We start from the raw sequence: 17522 nt of genomic DNA on the forward strand, positions 1-17522 counted from the left end.
TGGGCACCCGCTCATTGCAAATGCTAATCTTTCTCATTTGCAGACAAGCCTGATACGCCCATGCCCCACTTCCTGCCCCGCCGCAGCATTCTGTGCCTGGCGACGACGCTGCCTTTTGCCACCCCCGGATACGCCGCCGACGCCCCGCCCAGCCGCGTGCAGGAGCTGGACAAGGTGGAGGTGCGTGGCCGCGCACAGACGTTGTACCGGGTGGATGACGCGGCTGTCGGCACCCGCACCGATACACCGCTGGAACTGGTGCCGCAGTCCATCCAGGTACTGCCGCGCGAGCTGATCGACGACCAGGCTGCACGCCAGGTGACCGATCTCTATCGCAGCATCAGCGGCATCAGCTACTTCAGCTATGCCGGGGTGACCCTGCGTGGCTTCCGCCAGGAGAACGTGCTGTATGACGGCCTGCGGGGCGACCCCTATGCGGGATTCTCGGTACCGCAGTTGTTCAACATCGAGCGGGTGGAGGTGCTGAAGGGACCGGCCGGCGCGCTGTACGGGGGCGGCGACGCTGGTGGCGTGATCAACTATGTGACCCGCAAGCCGAAAGCCACTGCCGAACGCCGCGTTGAACTGCAGATGGGAAACAGGGATTTCCGCGCCGGCTCGATCGAAGGTACCGGGCCGTTGAATGCAGCCGGCACGGTGCGCTACCGCGCCGGCCTGTATGGCGACAACGAGCAGGGCGTGCGCTGGAACACCGACAGTGAAAGCGTGATCGGCGATGCCTCGCTGGCCTTCGACGTGGGCGACACCGGCGAGCTGGTGCTGCAGTTCACCGACATTGCCCAGAACCTGGGCGGCAATCGCCTGCGCGGTGTTCCGGTCGATGACAGGGGCAATTTCCTGACCGACCGCCGCTGGAACCACAACGAGGCCAGCGACTTCCTGGACATGCGGGCCAAGGTGGCGCTGGCACAGTACCGTTTCGCGCCGCGCGACAACCTGGACGTGGATATTGCCGCGCGCTGGTTCAGCAACAACGAACACCAGATGTACCACGAGCCGATGGGCCTGATCGACCGCGACCGCGATGGCGTGGCCGAATGGATGACCCGGCAGCTGCGCAACCAGATCCGCGACAACGAGGCGTTCACCGCCAACGCCAATGCGGTGTGGCGGGTAAGCACCGGTCCGGTGGACCACAAGGTGCTGTTCGGTGCGGACGTGTACCAGCTGGATGCGGACTTCACCGCGCAGACCGCCAACAGCGCCGACCTCGCGCGCGGCGCCGGCCCGGTGCGTGGCATCGACCTGTTCAATCCGGTGTATGGCGCCAGCAGCTGGCACGCTTACAACCTGTCCAGCCTGCCCTGGCGCAGCACCAGCACGCGCAGCAGGCGCTATGGCGGTTATCTGCAGGACGAGCTGGCCCTGACCCCGCGCTGGCACGTGCTGGCCGGCCTGCGCTGGGATGGGTTCAAGGACGATGACCGCCTTGCCGGCAGCAGCGTGGATGGCAACGACATCAGCTGGCGCCTGGGCAGTACGTTCACCGTTCGCGATGGACTGAACCTGTATGCCAACGTGGCCAGCGGCTTCGTGCCGCAGTCGGCGGCCAACCAGAATTCCGCCGCAGGCGGCCCGTTCGATGCCGAGCGCAGCAGGCAGTGGGAAGTGGGCATGAAATCGCTGCTGGCCGAGCGCCTGAGCCTGAACCTGGCGGCCTACCGTATCGACCGCAGCAACATCGTGCAGGCCACTGGCGAGGTCATCAATGGAGTGAACCAGCTGGCGGCGCTGGGCCTGATGCGCAGCACCGGCATGGAACTGGATCTTCTGGCCGACGTGACCGAGCGCTGGGTGCTGAACCTGACCTACGCCTACAACGACGCGCGGGTGAAGGACGCGGGCTCCAATGGCATCACCAATGCCTCCGGCGATCGCTTCGCCAATGCACCGCGCAACAAGCTGGGCCTGTGGACGCGCTGCGACCTGCCGGCGATCAACTCGGCCATTGGCTTCGGTGCCGACTACGTGGATGAGCGCATCAGCCTGGATGGCCAGCGCGTGAAGCCGTACACCGTGTTCGACATGAGCTGGAAAACCACGTGGAAGCAGTGGCAGTTCCAGGCCAACGTCAAGAACCTGTTCGACAAGGTGTATGCCGCCAGCGGATTCATCGAGCGCAACGGCCATTTCCCGGGCGAGCCGCGCCGGGTGTATGTGCAGGCCGGTTACAGCTTCTAGGCCAGCGCTGCAGAGCAACGCGACGGGGAAGTGGCATGGCCACTTCCCCGACCGGCGTCAGCCCGAGCAGGACACCAGCATCGAGCGGGTGGCCATCTGGGTGGAGGTGAAGCCGTTCTTGTTGCCGACCGCGATGGCATTGCCCTCATCGCCATCCTTGCTGAAGACCACGTAGCCACCGGGGCACATCTGCCCGGCCTTCTCGTAGCAACCGCTCCAGGAACTGGAGCCGCTGCAGTCGATGGAAACGCCGCGGCGGCCATCCGGGGTGACGGTCATCTTGGCGGTGGTGCAGCCGGTCAGCGTGGCGAGCAACAGCAGCGGAACGAACAACTTCATGGTGACTCCAGGGATGGGAACTGCGAATGGGCGCCAAGGCTGCAGCGCCTGGATTGCGTGAACCTTGCGCCGTCCCCGCGGCGTCATCGCATCCCTGCATGACCTCCCGGCGGCTGTGCAGGCACGCCATGTTCACGCAATGTTCCTGTAATACGGTGCCGGCGCGTGCCGAACCGCCCTTCTGCGGCCTCTCCCTGCCCAAGCCCTGCTGATGCACATCCTGCTGATCGAAGACGAAGCCGAACTGGCCGCCACCCTCAAGTCCGCCCTGCAGCGCGAGCGCTATGTGGTGGACGTGGCCAATACCCTGGCACTGGCGCGGGAGGCGGCCCTGTGCGGCCTGCACGATCTGGTGCTGCTGGACCGCACCCTGCCCGATGGCGATGGCCTGGCGTTGATTTCCCTGCTGCGCGAGCGCAACCCCGGGGTGCCGATCATCGTGCTGAGCGCGCTGGGCCAGTTGCCGGACCGGATTGCCGGCCTGGATGAAGGCGCCGATGACTACCTGACCAAGCCCTTCGCGCTGGAGGAGCTGTTCGCGCGGATCCGTGCTGCGGGCCGTCGCCCAAGCGGATTGCAGGTGGAGTCCATCAGCATCGGCCGATTGGTGTTCGACCCCGCCTCGGGCGAGGCCAGTGTGGGCGGCCAGCGGCTGGAGCTGCCGCGGCGCGAGATCCGGGTGCTGGCCGCCCTCGCACGGCGCCTGGGCCGCACCGTGCTGCGCGAATCCATCGAGATGGCGGTGTATGGCTTCGACGACGGCATCCATTCCAACACCCTGGATTCGCACGTCTCGCGCCTGCGCCGAAAACTCGCTGACGCCGATGCGGGCGTGGAGATCCACGCCATTCGCGGGGTTGGCTATCTGATGCGGGAAAGCAAGTGATGGCGCGTCGCCCGTCGTTGAAGCGCCCACTGATCGTCAAGACGCTGATCTACCAGTTGCTCGCACTGCTGGTGGCCTTCTTCGCCCTGCTGATGGTGCTGGTGCGTGCCGACAGCGGTGGCTACTACACCATCCAGACCTTCGCACCGGTGGCGGCCGAGGCGGTGCACCGCGACCGCAACGGCGAACTGTACGTGCAGCACACGCCGGAGCTGTCCGAACTGCTGAAGATCGTCCCTGGCGCATGGTTCATCGCCGAGGACGAGCATGGGCACCACGTCACCTTCGGTCATGTGCCACCGGCCTATGCCTCGCTGGTCGGCGCCCTCGATGGCATCCCCTATGGCGACCTGCGCGGGCGTGATCGCAGCGATGGCCTGGCCGTGGTGGTACGCCAGCACAGCGGACCGGCCGGCAAGCTGACCATCATGGCCCATGGCGAAACCGATTCGCTGACCATGCAGATGGCGTTGGCCGCGCACATCATCACCCTGCCGATCTTCCTGCTGCTGGCGCTGGCCACCATCATCCTGACGCCGATCATCGTGCGGCGGGCACTGGCCGGTGTCGAGCGCATCGCGCAGGAAGCCCGCAACATCTCGGCCAGCCGTCGTGGCATCCGCCTGACCGAAACTGCGGTGCCGGTGGAGATCGCGCCGCTGGTAACCGCCGTCAACGATGCATTGGACCGGTTGGATGAAGGACACGAGCGGCAACGCCGTTTCATCGCCGCAGCGGCGCATGAGTTGCGCACGCCGATCGCGATCCTGCGGGTAAAGATCGATGCCGCTGATGATTCGACTTCGCGCAGCCTTGCCGTGGAAGTCGCGCGTCTGGCGACCCTGGCCGAGCAGCTGCTGGACCTTCACCGCATGGAAGAGGACGGTCCAAAGGAAACCCTCAACCTGGCCCGGGCGGCCAAACGGGTGGCCGCCGATCTTGCGCCCCTGCTGATCCAGTCGGACAAGACGGTGGCGGTGGCGGTGGAACCACACTTCCCGGTGCTGGGTGAGGCTGGCGCGGTCGAACGGGTGATCTCCAACCTGGTGTTGAATGCCGCCGAGCACGGTGGCCGCCAGATCATCGTGCGGGTGCAGGGCAGCTGCCTGGAAGTGGAAGACGATGGCCCCGGCATTCCGGTGGACCAGCGCGAACGTGTGTTCGAGCCGTTCCAGCGACTGCGCCCACGGCAGACCGGTGCGGGCCTGGGACTGAACCTGGTGCGGCAGGTGATCGACCGTCACGGTGGCCGTGTCACTATTCTGGATGCCCCCGGTGGCGGCGCGCTGATCCGCGTCGAATTTCCGCAGCACCCGGGCGTTGTCTCTGCGCCATCGGTAGAGCAGTGAGGACGTCCGCACATCGGTGACTGCCGCCTGTCCGTGCGCTGCAGACAGCGATGACACGCAAGGTTGCGGCAATGTTCGCTGCGCAGCATCGAATCGATGGCATCTGCGCTGCCATCGCGTTCCATCCTGACAGGAAGCCTGCACGTGACCGAAGGAGTTCCTCCACCCTCCTCCTCTAGCCGATCCCGCGCGACACCAGCCACATCTGGTTTGACCGCGGCTGCGTGGAATAGACGCTCGCATGCCGATCGCGCGCGCGGACTGCCGCATTGGCCACAGTGGCTGCGCGCGATACCTGCTGCGAAGCGTCCGAACGTGCTGATGCGCCTTTTTGCCGCGCTGTTCCTGTTGCTGCCCGGCAGTGCACTGGTGGTTTCAACGCACCGCCATGCACACGCAGCACTGACCAGCGCAGTGCTGCTCTTCGTCGTCGCACATGCCGTGCTGCACGCGCTGTCCGCATGGCGATCAACTACAGCGCGAACCCTCCCTGCTGCTCTGCGCAACATGGACACGCATGCAGCGTGGATGATGCTGGCCAGCGCTTGGGTCCCGCTGGTGATACATCGCGTGCACGCGCAGCCGTCCAGCACACTCGCTGCCGCAGGGCTGGTGATCGGCACGCTGTGCCAGCTCTGCAGCCTGCGCATGACATCCGACCGTCTGCGCAGCGCGTTGCTGGTGCTGGGCAGTGCCTTGCAGTTCGTCGCCGTGGCGCTGGTCATCGCCATGGAAGTGACCTGACAACCACGACAGCGCCGCAAGGTTCACGCAATCCATCACCTTGAGACTCGACGGCCATCCACGCCCGGCACCCGGCGCGTGCATCTCTCCTGCCGCGAGGACCACCGATGACCTGCCCGTTCTGGACGCTGTGCGAATGAGCACGGCACCGCGTAAACACCGCCGACTGCTGATGACCGCCGGTGCCGTACTGTGCACTGCCATTGCCGCCTGGTTCTGGCTCCGACCGGCACCGCCACCACCACTGCAGCTCGCGCCCGTGGTGCGTGGGAACATCGAGCAGGTGGTGGAAGCCACCGGCACCCTGAAGCCATCGCGACTAGTGAGCGTGGGCGCGCAGGTTTCCGGACGCATCGAAACCCTGTACGTGAAGCTGGGCGACAAGGTGAAGGCAGGTGACCCGATTGCCGACATCGACTCCCGTACCCAGCGCAATGCACTGCTGAGTGCGCAGGCAGCACAGCGCACCGCACGCGCCAACCGTGATGCACTGGCCACCGATCTACGCCAGTTCGAACTGACCCTGCGGCGGCAGCAACGACTGGTCGCATCGCAGCTGGTTGCCCGCGCCGACTTCGACGCGGCCAACGCCAAGGTGGAGGCAACCCGCGAACAGATCAAAGCGCTGGATGGGGAGATCGTGCAGCGGCAGACCGAGGTGGACATCGCGCAGACCAATCTGGACTACACCCGCATCACCGCGCCTACCGATGGCACGGTGCTGGCGGTGGTCGCCCGTCAGGGGCAGACGGTGAACGCGGTACAGAGCGCACCCACCATCGTCATGCTGGGCAACCAGGACGTGATGACTGTCTATGCCGAAATCTCCGAGGCCGACGTTGTGCACACCACGGTCGGCCAGGAAGCCTTCTTCACCATCCTTGGCGATGCGGGCCGCCGGTACAGCAGCACGCTGCGCGACATTGCGCCAGCGCCCGAATCGATCACCAACGAAGATGCATCCAGCCTCACGTCACCGGCGTTGTCCGCCGGCAGCCGCACCGCCATGTACTACAACGGCCAGTTCGACGTGGACAACAGTGATGGGCGCCTGCGCAGCTACATGACCGCCCAGGTACGCATCGTGCTCGGCCGTGCCCACAACGTCCTGACCATCCCCTCCGCCGCGCTGGGTGCGCGGGCCGGCGATGGCAGCTACAGCGTGCAGGTTCTCGGTGCAGACGGGCGCGCCGTGGCGCGGCGCATCGCCATCGGACTGGATGACCAGATCCAGGTGGAAGTACGCAGCGGCTTGAAGCAAGGCGAGCAGGTCGTTCTTGCTCAAGCCGGCGACGAAGACGCCGCCGCACCCGCGCAGCGCGGATGAGCGCCCCCATGAGCGAGCCTCTGCTGAGCGTACGTGGGCTGCGCCGTGAATTCGCCGCCGGCGAGCAGACGCTGGTGGTACTGGACGGTGTGGACCTGGACATTCATGCCGGTGAACTGGTGGCCATTGTCGGCCAGTCCGGCTCGGGCAAGTCGACGCTGATGAACATCCTCGGCTGCCTCGATCGGCCCTCTGCCGGCGAATACCAGATTGCAGGACGCCAGACCGCGCAGATGTCGCCCGATGAACTGGCCGAACTACGCCGCGAACACTTCGGCTTCATCTTCCAGCGTTACCACCTGCTGGCCGACCTGACCGCGCTGGGCAACGTGGAAGTGCCGGCGATCTATGCCGGCATGCCCTCCCCCGCGCGCCACGCGCGGGCCGCCGAACTGCTGGCGCGGCTGGGCCTGGGGGAACGCATGCAACATCTGCCCGGCGAGCTGTCGGGGGGCCAGCAGCAACGCGTGTCGATTGCCCGCGCACTGATGAATGGCGGTGCGGTGATTTTCGCCGACGAACCGACCGGCGCCCTGGATACACAGTCGGGCAAGGAAGTGATGAAGATCCTCGGCGAGCTGCATGCCGAAGGCCACACCGTGGTGCTGGTGACCCATGACATGGCGGTGGCCGAGCACGCCCAGCGCATCATCGAGATCCGCGATGGTCGGATTGTCGATGATCGTGCCACGGGTGCTGGCTCGGCAGCGGGCATGGCGCCGACCGCGATGCCGCAACGCAACGATGGCATCGGCTGGCAGGCCGTGCGTGATCGCTTCTCCGAGGCCTTCCGCATGGCCCTGCGCGCCATGAACGCACACCGCATGCGTACCTTCCTGACCATGCTCGGCATCATCATCGGCATCGCCTCGGTGGTGTCGGTGGTCGCGCTGGGTACGGGTGCGCGTCAGGCCATCCTGTCCAACATCTCTTCGCTGGGTACCAGCACCATCGAGATCTATCCAGGCTCCGGCTTTGGCGACCTGCACGCGGCGCGGGTGGAGACCCTTACCCCGGGTGACAGCGTGGCCTTGGCCGGGCAACCGTTCGTGGACAGTGCCACCCCTGGCGTAGCCACCACGGGTACCGCGATGCGCGGCAACCGCTCCGCCAGCGTGCAGGTGCAGGGCGTCAGCGAACAGTACTTCCGCGTGCATGGATTGAAGCTGGGCGAAGGCGCCTTCTTCGGCGCGCAGGGTGTGGCTGGCTACCAGCAGGTGGCGATCATCGACGCCAACACCCGCGCGCGCTTCTTCGCCGCAGCCGAGAACCCCATCGGGCAGACCCTGCTGCTGGGCACCGTGCCGGTGCGCGTGGTGGGTGTGGTGAAGAAAGATGCCGGCGCCGCCGGCGACGCCTCGCTGCTACGGGTGTGGATGCCCTACACCACGGCCATGGCGCGGGTGTTGGGCCAGAGCCATGTATCCAGCATCACCGTGCGCGTATCCGATGCGACCAGCATGGAAGCGGCCGAGCAGGCCATTGCACGATTGCTGACCCGCCGCCACGGCAGTACCGACTTCTACATGAGCAACAACGCGCAGATCCGCCACTCGATTGAACAGACCACCGGCATCCTCACCATGATGATCAGCTCCATTGCCGCCATCGCGCTGGTGGTGGGTGGTATAGGAGTGATGAACATCATGCTGGTATCAGTGACCGAGCGCACCCGTGAGATCGGCGTACGCATGGCCGTGGGCGCGCGCCGCAGCGACATCCTGCAGCAGTTCCTGATCGAGTCGGTACTGGTGTGCCTGCTTGGTGGTGTGCTGGGCATTGGTGTGGCGTTGCTGCTGGGCGCAGTGCTGGCACTGGCCGACGTGGGCTTCAGCCTGGTGTTTTCAGCGAATTCAATCATCGCGGCGTTCGCGTGTTCCAGCCTGATCGGCATCGGCTTCGGCTTCCTGCCGGCACGTCGCGCGGCGCAGCTGGACCCGGTGGAGGCGCTGGTCCGGTAGGCGCTGCAATTGCCTGCGGTGACGGCAGGTTCGCGCAATGTCTGCGGTGTGTACTGCAGCTACCGACGATGTCCGCACAGGAGCTGGACGATGTTTCTGAAAACAGGAAGGACTGTGCTGCTGCTTGTAGCGGCCGCACAACTGCTGGTGCTGCTGCCCTACTCGGGCGATGCCCATGCGCAGCGTGGCGACCGCCACAACCCGCAGTGGAACCAGGACTATCGTGACCGCGAGCGCGATGACTGGCAGCGCCGCGAGCGGGAGCGTGACCGCGAACGCGAGCGCCGGCATGACGCCAAGACTGCGGGCGTGGTGGTGGGCGTCGTGGGCGCGGCTGTGGTGGCGGGCGTGATTGCGGCAGCAGCGAAGCGCGAGCGGGAAACACGTGAGCGCGCCGATTACTGCATGAACCGCTACGGCAACTACGACCGTCGTACCGACAGCTATCGCGACCGCGATGGCTACACCTACCCCTGCCGCTGACTCCCTCACTCAAGGACTACATGCAATGCATATGAACAAGACCGCCCTGCTGATTGCGCTGTGCGCCGCCCCGCTGCTTGCACAGGCCGCGCCAGCCGACCCGAAACAGGCCTATATCGATTCCACCTTCACCGCGATGGACAGCAACAAGGACGGTCGCGTCGACAAGGCCGAGTTTGCTACGTATCAGCAGGCACGCTTCAGCAAGCAGGCTGACTCGATCGATGCCGCGTTCGCTGCGATGGACAAGAACAAGGACGGAAAGATCAGCAAGGAAGAAGCGGCCGTGGTGCCGGAGATTGCGAAGTACTTCACGGGACTGGATACCGACGGCGATGGCTACCTGTCGCTGAAGGAAATGCAGCAGGCGATGGTGGCTGCCCAGACAGCCGACGCACCGGGCAAGTGACGGGTGCGGGGGCAATGGGAATACCCCACTGCCCCCTTGCTGCGCACTATGCCTGCCGCATTGCCGGATGCTCGCGCACTTGGTTGTCCAATTCCTGCTGCTGACGCTGGGACAGGGCCTGTTGCCGTTCCGCGCTGGCCAGCTCCAGACGCTGCAACGACTGCTCTACCGGCGTCTGCACGGCCACATCGGTGGGCATGGAAGCCCTCAGGTGTGCCGGGTCGTTCATCTCGCCCTGCACCACGAACACGTTGCGGCCAGCTGGGCTGTCCGCCGTCTGCGCGCTGAGCAGCACATGGTCGGCACGGTCCAGGTTGTTCTGCCGGGCCAGGACCATCACGCTGGCGGTCAGACGTTCACTGCTTTCATCCGGCGTGCGTCCTGCTCTGGCGTCGATGCCGGCGACATGCCCGCTGACCTGCTGCAGCAGACTGTACTCGGCGTGGCCCGGGCCAATGTCCGCCAAACGCGTTGGCGAACGCTGGGGGCCTGGCATGCCATCGACCGATGCAGTGAGCGGGCTGCGGGTGATGGAGCGGTAGGGATCTTCCGGGTGGAAGTGGGTGGCCTTCTGCTGCCGCTCCAGGCGGACTTCGCGCGCGTCGTTGAGTTCGGCGATGCGGGCCGGATCGGTGATCTCGCGCAGCGAACTGTGCCCACCGCCGGAGGTCACACTGACCCACTTGCTGTCCTCTTCAAAGTACAACGCGTAGGAATTGAGGCCGCCGATGACGTTGGGGTCTACCGAGGAGCGGCCACCCAGGGCCTGGGTGACTTCATGGAACGTCAGCGTGCCGAGGTACTGGCTCCCCTTGCTCAATCCCATCTGGGTGATCGCATCGCGGCTGGTACTTCCCACCCGCGGGAGTCCGGCCCCATCGTTGTCGAGCATGTTGGTCCAGATCTGCTCCAGCTTCTGCGGGCCACTCTTTTCCAGTGCGGCCTGAAGCAGCACGCGGGGTGTCCAGCAATTGGGATCCAGGCGATGCTGCTCGAACGCACGGTCGTGCGCGGTCATCACATCCTTGCCGGGCAGGTTCAAGGCAAGATCCGGGCGCTGCTGCTGCGACCAGTACTGCCGCAACACGAGGTCCTGCTTGAGCAGACTCTGTCCGAAGGCTTCCCATTGCCGTTCACTCAACACCGCATTGGGGAAGCGTGAACCATCGTCGTGCTGGGTTCTCGCATGTTCCTGAGCGTAACTGTTTGCCACCCGCCCGGGCAGGCTGTCGTTGCGCACAACACCCAACGCCAGCGTTCCATAACCGTCTGCACCGGGAAGTTGCGAGAGATAGTTCCAGTAGAGCTCCCGGTTGCCCGAATCCGCATAGGCAGTGAGGATCCTGATGTCCTTCTGGGTCAGTCCACCCATGACTTACTCCTTGAATTGTCTTCGGATCACCTGGCCTTGGTGCGTGCCAAGACATCCCGTACCGCGTCTTCCATGCGCTTCCAGTCCTTCAGGAATGCCCGCTTGTAGTTCAAGGTGATCGAGAGTTTGTTCTCGACATCCACGAAATAGTGCGTACATCCTGCCGCCACCGGGTCGTCGAGGTCGATGACCTGATCGCCTTCCAGGCGCACGCCATCACCCCGGAACGAGGTGGTCTCGCACTTTATGAATGTGGTGAGCTGACCATCTTCGTTGCGCGCAACATACCAGTCATCTTCATAGGTCGGGTTTCGAACAGGAGGCTTGCCGTAGCGGGCCTCGTAGTCCTTTGAATAGCGGGCCATCTTCTCTTCATCGATGGCATAAGGGACCAGCCCCAGCGTCGCTGGCCGGGCAATCCGCAGGTCCAGGCGTGCCCGTGGATCACCACGTTCCACCGATCCCTCCTCGGTGATGGCCTCGTTGGACGACAGTCGCGCAAGCGACGTTTCGATTGGAATCCTGTCGATGTAGTTCACCGCCACCGCGATCTCCTTGCGGAAATCATTGGTCCTCGGATTCGCCCGTGCGCCCGGCGCGGTCGGCTTCATGTCAGGCCATTCGATAACCAGCGTCACCCCCTCCCCCGGCCAAGGCGCAATCTGGCTGTCCAGATAATTGGCAGGGATGCGGAAGGTATTCGGCCCCAGCTTCACGTCCACGGGCGCGTCGGTGTAGGTGTGGCCGTTGAGGGTGCGGCCGGTCTGCGTTGCGCCAGGCATGGCGGGATTCCTTTCGTGTTCGGTGGATGTCGGTCGTGCGCAGGCACTGGCGCTCACAGCGACGGCGATTGCGAGTGCCAGGCACCGGCCGGAGGACATCGGGTGCATCGGGCCATTCCATTGCGGGGTTTGGAGCCACTATAGGCAAAGGCCGATCAACGGGACAGGAACGTCATCACTACCCGTCCACGATCAGAATTTTCCTACGCACCTCCATCGCCGTGCCAGTTGGCACCTTCAACGCCACTGCAGATCGACGCGACATCTAGGGCAGGAGTGGTAAGCAGAGGACGGACGGACCACGAGTGCGCCCACAATGCCGATCAGTATCGACATGGCCAGCATCCCGGTGATGCCCATCAATAGGAAACCAACTGCACCGCCAAGCAGCGCGAGAAGCGTGAATGCCCACCCGGAGCTAGACCAATGCCCGCGGCCATTGCGGATGGCCATCGGGCCGCGGTATCCGCAGGCAAGGCAGATTGCCGATGTTGTGCTGCCACGCGGCGCTGGCCGCGAAGACGGCTTCATACGCTACTCCGACCTACGTAGCTACAAATAATGTAGCATACGAATTGTGGGGCGATTGCCATCCTGTAGACCGTTACAGGATGCGCCCAGGCGGGTAATGTCCCCCACATCTCTCCGCGACCAGTTCACCAAGCGCCTCAAAGAAGCGCGCTTGGCGATGGGCATTTCCCAGCGCGAGCTGGGCCGGCGCATTGGCTTGTCTGAGGATGTGGTGTCCAGCCGGGTGACACGCTACGAACAGGGCACGTCGGAGCCGGACTTTGCCACTGCCGGCAAGATGGCTGCCGAACTGGGCGTTCCTCTCGCCTATCTATTGGCCGATAGCGATGTGCTGGCCAATGTCATTCTCGCCGCCGCCAGGATGCCGCACGCAGAACAGCGACGATTGGCGACTGAATTGAAAGAGCGCGCGAAGCGGTCGAGCGGCGCAGAGCAAGCAGAAAGCGACAGCGACTAGCACGGCGCTTGAACCGCAGGCATGGGGACCACGTTGGAAGTCCCCACCCTTCCCGTTGCGGCGCACCTGTGAATCAAGGGTCAAGACAGCGCTCTACCTGCAGCGACAGTGCTTCGCAGGCATCAAACAGACCATCGACCAGCGCTGCAGACGGATAGGAGCCCGGATCGTCGTTCTCCCGCGCTACGTGTGCGGCGTGCAACATGGCAGTGAGCGCGGTGATGCCAGAGGCACTGCGGGTAGCCAAGGCCAAGTCGAAAGCGCGACCGGGCGTGAGGCGATTTTCGGACCACGGTGTGCCGTCCGCACGATGGCCTTTGCCGTGGCCTTGCAGGAACGTGAAGAACGCCGACGGAGGCGCGGACTCGGCTGCATCGCTGAGTGCGTATTCCATCTTTTCGGCGAGAGCATTGGGAAGATCGCGCACGGCATCGCCGAGCAGCGTGTGCAGACAGGGATAGTCGGGAAGCAGGTCAGACATGGTGGCAACCTCGCGGTGTGGCCACCTGCAGATGCAAGGTGGCGGACGGTGCGGGTTGGCGTGCCGGATACGTACCACTAAAGCCGGCGGATCGAGAGATCCCCACGCACCGCCCACCATGGACTGGCAGACGGTGCATTGTCGTGATTACAGTTGCGGCTGCAACACGATCCGTAGTGATACGTAAGTTCGGGACGCCAATCCCGGCCTAGGCAGGTGCCTTGGCGAGGCCATGATTCGCGCGCCGTCCGGCGCTGAAAAGAGGCAGAAACAGCATTATGTGCAGCCTGCGACAGCCGGGGCCGTCTGCGAAGTGGAGCCGTGACGAAGCGCACGCACCGGAGCAGTCGACCGTCGCCCACGGCATGGCCGATTACGACGATCGGATTACCCAAAGCGCCGCCATCATGCAGATCACGACCCGCCTACAGGTTCGACGCGTTCCGCCACAGACTGCTACGGGCGCGCATGGGGCATGGCCACGGTCACTACTGCCCCATCATGATGGGCGCCTTGCATTCACTGCGGAAGTTCGCCGCCTTGCGGTCCAGCGCTACGCGCAGTTGCGGAACCCGCGCCATCTTGCCGCGCATCGCTGACACGGGCAGCGCGCCCGCAAACTCGGACTCGGTCACACCCAGCGGATCGGGACCACGACGGATGTTCCAGACAAGTGCATCCAAGTCCGTGCCAAATGCCAGCACCGTGTCCAGCGACAACAACGCTCGTCCATACAGGCTTCCATCCTGCAGGCGCGTCCAGTCCATGGTGTTGGTCAGGCTGGTGGAGTGAACGGAGAACCGTCTGGCCGGATCGGCGGAACGGTACAGATGAATCCACGTATGCCCCGGGTCTTTCAGTGGCTGGCCGATCTCCTTTGCGTTGAACCGGAAATCCATGCCCACAACCACGTCGCGCTCGGGAACGGCCTTCTGACGGGTCGCATCACGCGGCCAGTGGTAGGTCAGGTTCCAGCTGAACGTGGCACCGGTCCCTAAGGAGACCTGCTTCGATGTCCATTGATAGGTGTCGCGCGATTCCGTAGCGCCGGTGGCTCCATCCACATAGCGCAGGGCGTCCCAGGTCCCGTCAGCCTCTTCCGACCAGAGACCACACGCCAATGATTGGACGGCTGCTTGCGCAGCGGCGGGCAGTGCTGCGGCCAACAGCGCGACGGCCAACACACGGATTCGGCGCGGGAAATGCTGCATCAGCTTCGACATGGGAATCCTTCCTGGATTGCAACCATTGAACGACGGCGAGCTCGGGTTGCGGGCCCCATGGTAACCCGGTGCAAGCCTGCGTTCGCCCAGACGGAGGCGGTACAAGCCGCAAGCGACACCAAGCCCGCTTATCATTGGCTCGTAAGGGCACTTTACGCCCATTGACGTATGCAAGGCAGTTTCTGGATGTCTATGGAATGGCGCCCCTCGGGCTGGGGCCAGCGTTTGACCCGTTCAGCACACTGGTTGCTGCGGCTGGAAGGCGAATACGTCGAGATTCGCATGGGTGGCAAGCACTACCGCCAGCACGTGGACGATGATGCGCGCGTGCGGATCATTCCAGGCCTGTTCTGGGCCCGGGTCGAGCTGCAGACTGAAGACCATCACACGGTGTCCGTCGATGGCCTGCCCAACCGCCAAGCATCCCAGCTTTCGGCCGCCGTGCAGCAGGTCCTGTTTACCTGCACGACCCGCAGTCGCAAAGCGCTCTTTGCAGACATCCTCGCGCAGATCTACTGCTGGCTGGCCGAGGCAGACGCCCTGACCGACCGCGCCAGCGCCGACCGCCGATGGATCACCCACGAACAGCAGCAAGCACTGCTGGCCGAGCGCCCCGCCCTGCCCCTGCAGCCGTCCGAGCTGCAGCAGCTGTTCCTCGACGACGCCGTACACGAAGACCTGCACGCGCACAGCCACCGTGCCGCGCTGGACGCCCTGCGCGACTGGGAACTGGATTGGCCATCCGTCTGGGCCGAGGCCAACGCGTCCATGGCAACGCGCGAGCTGGTGCTGGCCAGGAACTTCCTGCAACGGGTGGAGAGCAAGCCGCTTACCGAAGAACAAGCCCGCGCGGTCATCTGTTTCGACAACCGCGTGCAGGTGGTCGCCTCAGCCGGCTCCGGCAAGACCTCCACTATGGTGGCCAAGGCTGCTTACGCTATCGACCGTGGCTTTGTGGCCCCCGAGCGCATCGTGATGCTGGCCTTCAACAAGGATGCCGCCAAAGAGCTGGAAGAACGGGCACAGCGATCCTTCGAGCGGCTAGGCATGGGCGATACCGTGGTGGAGGCGCGCACTTTCCATGCACTTGGCCTGTCCATCATCGCCAAGGCGACGGGGCGCAAGCCCGATATTCCCGAATGGGCCGTCGAAGCAACGCTGGGCTTCAACAAGCTGGCCGAGCTGGTAGACGACCTGAAGGACCGCTCGACCCACTTCCGCACCCAGTGGGACATGTTCCGGCTGGTATTCGGGCGCGACCTGCCGCCGCTGGGCACGCAGATGCTGGCCGATGGCTACGACCGCGATGGCACCCCCTACATCCGCACCCTGCAAGGTGAGCGGGTGAAGAGCCTGGAAGAGTGCGTGATTGCCGATTGGCTGTTCTACAACGGCGTGGCCTACAACTACGAGCGGCGCTACGAATTCGATACCGCCACGGATACCCATCGCCAGTATCGCCCGGACTTCTATTACCCGGACGCCGAGCTGTATCACGAGCACTTCGCGCTGGATGCCGACGGCCAGCCGCCGAAGCATTTCGACAACTACGCCGATGGCGTGCGCTGGAAACGCGAGCAGCATACCGCACGCGGTACCGCGCTGGTCGAGACCACCTCGTTCGGGCTACGCAGTGGCGAGGCCCTGCACCACCTGTCGGAACGGCTGGGCGAATCGCGCGTCGAGCTCGACCCCAACCCGGATCGCGAGCTGCCCGATCGCGGCGCCAAGCCCATGCCCGATGCCGATCTGATCGGGCTGATGCGCACTTTCATTGCACACGCCAAGAGCAACTGCCTGAGCCTGGAAGACATGGCCGAGCGTCTGCGGCAGATGCCCGAGGATCAGTTCAAGGAACGTTACCGGCGCTTCCTTGAAATCGCGGGGCCTGTGTTCCAGGCGTGGGATGACGCGCTGGCGGACGAACGCAGCATCGACTTCGAAGACATGTTGAACATGGCCGCCGGGCTGCTGGAACAGGGCCACTATGAATCGCCCTACGAGCTGGTGATGGCCGACGAATTCCAAGACGCCTCGCGCGCCCGCGCCCGCTTGTGCCGCGCTCTGGTCAACCGCCCGGGCCGCTATCTGTTTGCCGTAGGCGACGACTGGCAGTCGATCAACCGCTTCGCCGGCGCCGATGTTTCAGTGATGACCGGTTTCCGCGAATGGATGGGGCACGGCCAGGTGCTGAAACTGGAGCAGACGTTCCGCTGCCCACAGGCACTGTGTGATGTTTCCAGCCGCTTCATCAGCCGCAATCCGGCGCAGATTGCCAAGACGGTTCGTTCTGCTACGCCGGCAAGGGGTCCGGTGCTGCAGGCGTTCCAGATGAACCGGCGTGAGGAGGTGCAGGATGGTGTTCGCCAGTACCTTGCCAAGCTGCACCAGCAGCTGTTGTCAGGTGCGGTTCCGCAGGGACGCGACGGGCGCGTTAGCGTGTTTGTTCTGGGGCGCTACCGCGCGGATCGCGGTGTAGTGCCTTCGGATTGGAAGACGACCTTTGGCAGCACGATGGATGTCGAGTTCCTCACAGCACATCGATCGAAGGGGCGCGAGGCGGACTACGTGATCCTGCCGGGCATGATCAATCGCAGCTTCCCGAGCCTACGCTCGGATGACCCGGTGCTTTCGCTGGCAATGCCGGATGGTGATACCTATCCACTGAGCGAAGAACGACGGTTGTTCTATGTCGCGCTGACGCGTGCGCGACGGTCGGTTGCGATGTTCACTCTGCAGGGGAAGCACTCACCGTTCCTGGACGAGCTGGTGGCGGAAGGGGTTGTGGAGGTGTCCGGGATTTCAGGCGCGGCCATCAATGAGGAGCGCTGCCCGGTGTGCAAGTTGGGCGTGTTTGTGGAGCGGAATGGGCCGCACGGGGCGTTCCGGTCGTGCTCTAGTTATCCGTTGTGCCATAACAAACCGAAGGATGGGCGACGCTACTAAGAATCTTCATGGCAACAGCCTTTGGAAAAG

15 protein-coding genes are annotated in these 17522 nt (G+C 64.3%); 10 read left to right on the forward strand and 5 right to left on the reverse strand.

The genetic code is table 11. From position 1 onward, the window contains the following. The first annotated feature begins 60 nt into the window (after nt 1-60). Nucleotides 61-2202: a TonB-dependent siderophore receptor gene (locus CR918_RS11030; RefSeq protein ID WP_099842897.1), complete on the forward strand. Its 2142-nt coding sequence runs from the start codon at nt 61-63 to the stop codon at nt 2200-2202. A gap of 57 nt (nt 2203-2259) precedes the next feature. On the opposite strand, the gene CR918_RS11035 is transcribed toward CR918_RS11030, so the two are convergent. Beyond that, nucleotides 2260-2541 (reverse strand): hypothetical protein, encoded by a 282-nt coding sequence (locus CR918_RS11035; RefSeq protein ID WP_059064492.1) that lies wholly within the window; start codon nt 2539-2541, stop codon nt 2260-2262. Nucleotides 2542-2752: 211 nt separating this feature from the next. Between CR918_RS11035 and CR918_RS11040 the strand changes: the two genes are divergently transcribed. The 7 genes from CR918_RS11040 to CR918_RS11070 all read left to right on the forward strand — a co-directional run bounded on the left by CR918_RS11040 (nt 2753) and on the right by CR918_RS11070 (nt 9700). Continuing rightward, nucleotides 2753-3427: a response regulator transcription factor gene (locus CR918_RS11040; protein ID WP_099842899.1), complete on the forward strand. Its 675-nt coding sequence runs from the start codon at nt 2753-2755 to the stop codon at nt 3425-3427. Further along, entirely contained in the window at nt 3427-4776 is a 1350-nt protein-coding gene (locus CR918_RS11045; protein ID WP_099842901.1) for a sensor histidine kinase, read from the forward strand. The genes CR918_RS11040 and CR918_RS11045 overlap by 1 nt, the downstream gene beginning before the upstream one ends. Before the next feature lie 321 nt (nt 4777-5097). After that, nucleotides 5098-5520, forward strand: coding sequence for a hypothetical protein (locus tag CR918_RS11050; RefSeq protein WP_099842903.1), 423 nt, complete (start codon nt 5098-5100; stop codon nt 5518-5520). A gap of 136 nt (nt 5521-5656) precedes the next feature. Next, the gene (locus CR918_RS11055; RefSeq protein ID WP_099842905.1) at nt 5657-6847 is read left to right on the forward strand and encodes an efflux RND transporter periplasmic adaptor subunit; all 1191 of its coding nucleotides are present in this window, start codon (nt 5657-5659) and stop codon (nt 6845-6847) included. Then, entirely contained in the window at nt 6844-8808 is a 1965-nt protein-coding gene (locus CR918_RS11060) for a MacB family efflux pump subunit (protein ID WP_099842907.1), read from the forward strand. Before CR918_RS11055 ends, CR918_RS11060 begins: the two co-directional genes overlap by 4 nt. Nucleotides 8809-8898: 90 nt before the next feature. Continuing rightward, the gene (locus CR918_RS11065; protein ID WP_099842909.1) at nt 8899-9291 is read left to right on the forward strand and encodes a hypothetical protein; all 393 of its coding nucleotides are present in this window, start codon (nt 8899-8901) and stop codon (nt 9289-9291) included. A 31-nt stretch (nt 9292-9322) separates the two neighbouring features. Then, entirely contained in the window at nt 9323-9700 is a 378-nt protein-coding gene (locus CR918_RS11070; protein WP_099842911.1) for an EF-hand domain-containing protein, read from the forward strand. Between the two features lie 46 nt (nt 9701-9746). On the opposite strand, the gene CR918_RS11075 is transcribed toward CR918_RS11070, so the two are convergent. After that, nucleotides 9747-11072, reverse strand: a complete 1326-nt coding sequence (locus tag CR918_RS11075) for a Smlt3024 family type IV secretion system effector (protein WP_099842913.1) — start codon at nt 11070-11072, stop codon at nt 9747-9749. A gap of 26 nt (nt 11073-11098) precedes the next feature. Continuing rightward, complete coding sequence (locus tag CR918_RS11080; protein ID WP_099842915.1) at nt 11099-11962, reverse strand: Smlt3025 familytype IV secretion system inhibitor; 864 nt, start codon at nt 11960-11962, stop codon at nt 11099-11101. Between the two features lie 520 nt (nt 11963-12482). On the opposite strand from CR918_RS11080, the gene CR918_RS11085 reads away from it, so the two are divergent. Then, entirely contained in the window at nt 12483-12842 is a 360-nt protein-coding gene (locus CR918_RS11085; protein ID WP_099842917.1) for a helix-turn-helix domain-containing protein, read from the forward strand. Nucleotides 12843-12915: 73 nt separating this feature from the next. On the opposite strand, the gene CR918_RS11090 is transcribed toward CR918_RS11085, so the two are convergent. Beyond that, complete coding sequence (locus tag CR918_RS11090; RefSeq protein ID WP_099842919.1) at nt 12916-13323, reverse strand: hypothetical protein; 408 nt, start codon at nt 13321-13323, stop codon at nt 12916-12918. A 488-nt stretch (nt 13324-13811) separates the two neighbouring features. Continuing rightward, on the reverse strand, nt 13812-14546 hold the full coding sequence (locus tag CR918_RS11095) for a hypothetical protein (protein ID WP_238492656.1): 735 nt from the start codon (nt 14544-14546) through the stop codon (nt 13812-13814). 192 nt (nt 14547-14738) lie between these two features. Here CR918_RS11095 and CR918_RS11100 point away from each other — a divergent pair, with 192 nt between their 5' ends. After that, entirely contained in the window at nt 14739-17492 is a 2754-nt protein-coding gene (locus tag CR918_RS11100; RefSeq protein ID WP_099842921.1) for a UvrD-helicase domain-containing protein, read from the forward strand. The last annotated feature ends 30 nt before the right edge of the window (nt 17493-17522 follow it).

Source organism: Stenotrophomonas indicatrix, assembly GCF_002750975.1.
GTDB classification, from domain to species: Bacteria; Pseudomonadota; Gammaproteobacteria; order Xanthomonadales; family Xanthomonadaceae; genus Stenotrophomonas; species Stenotrophomonas indicatrix.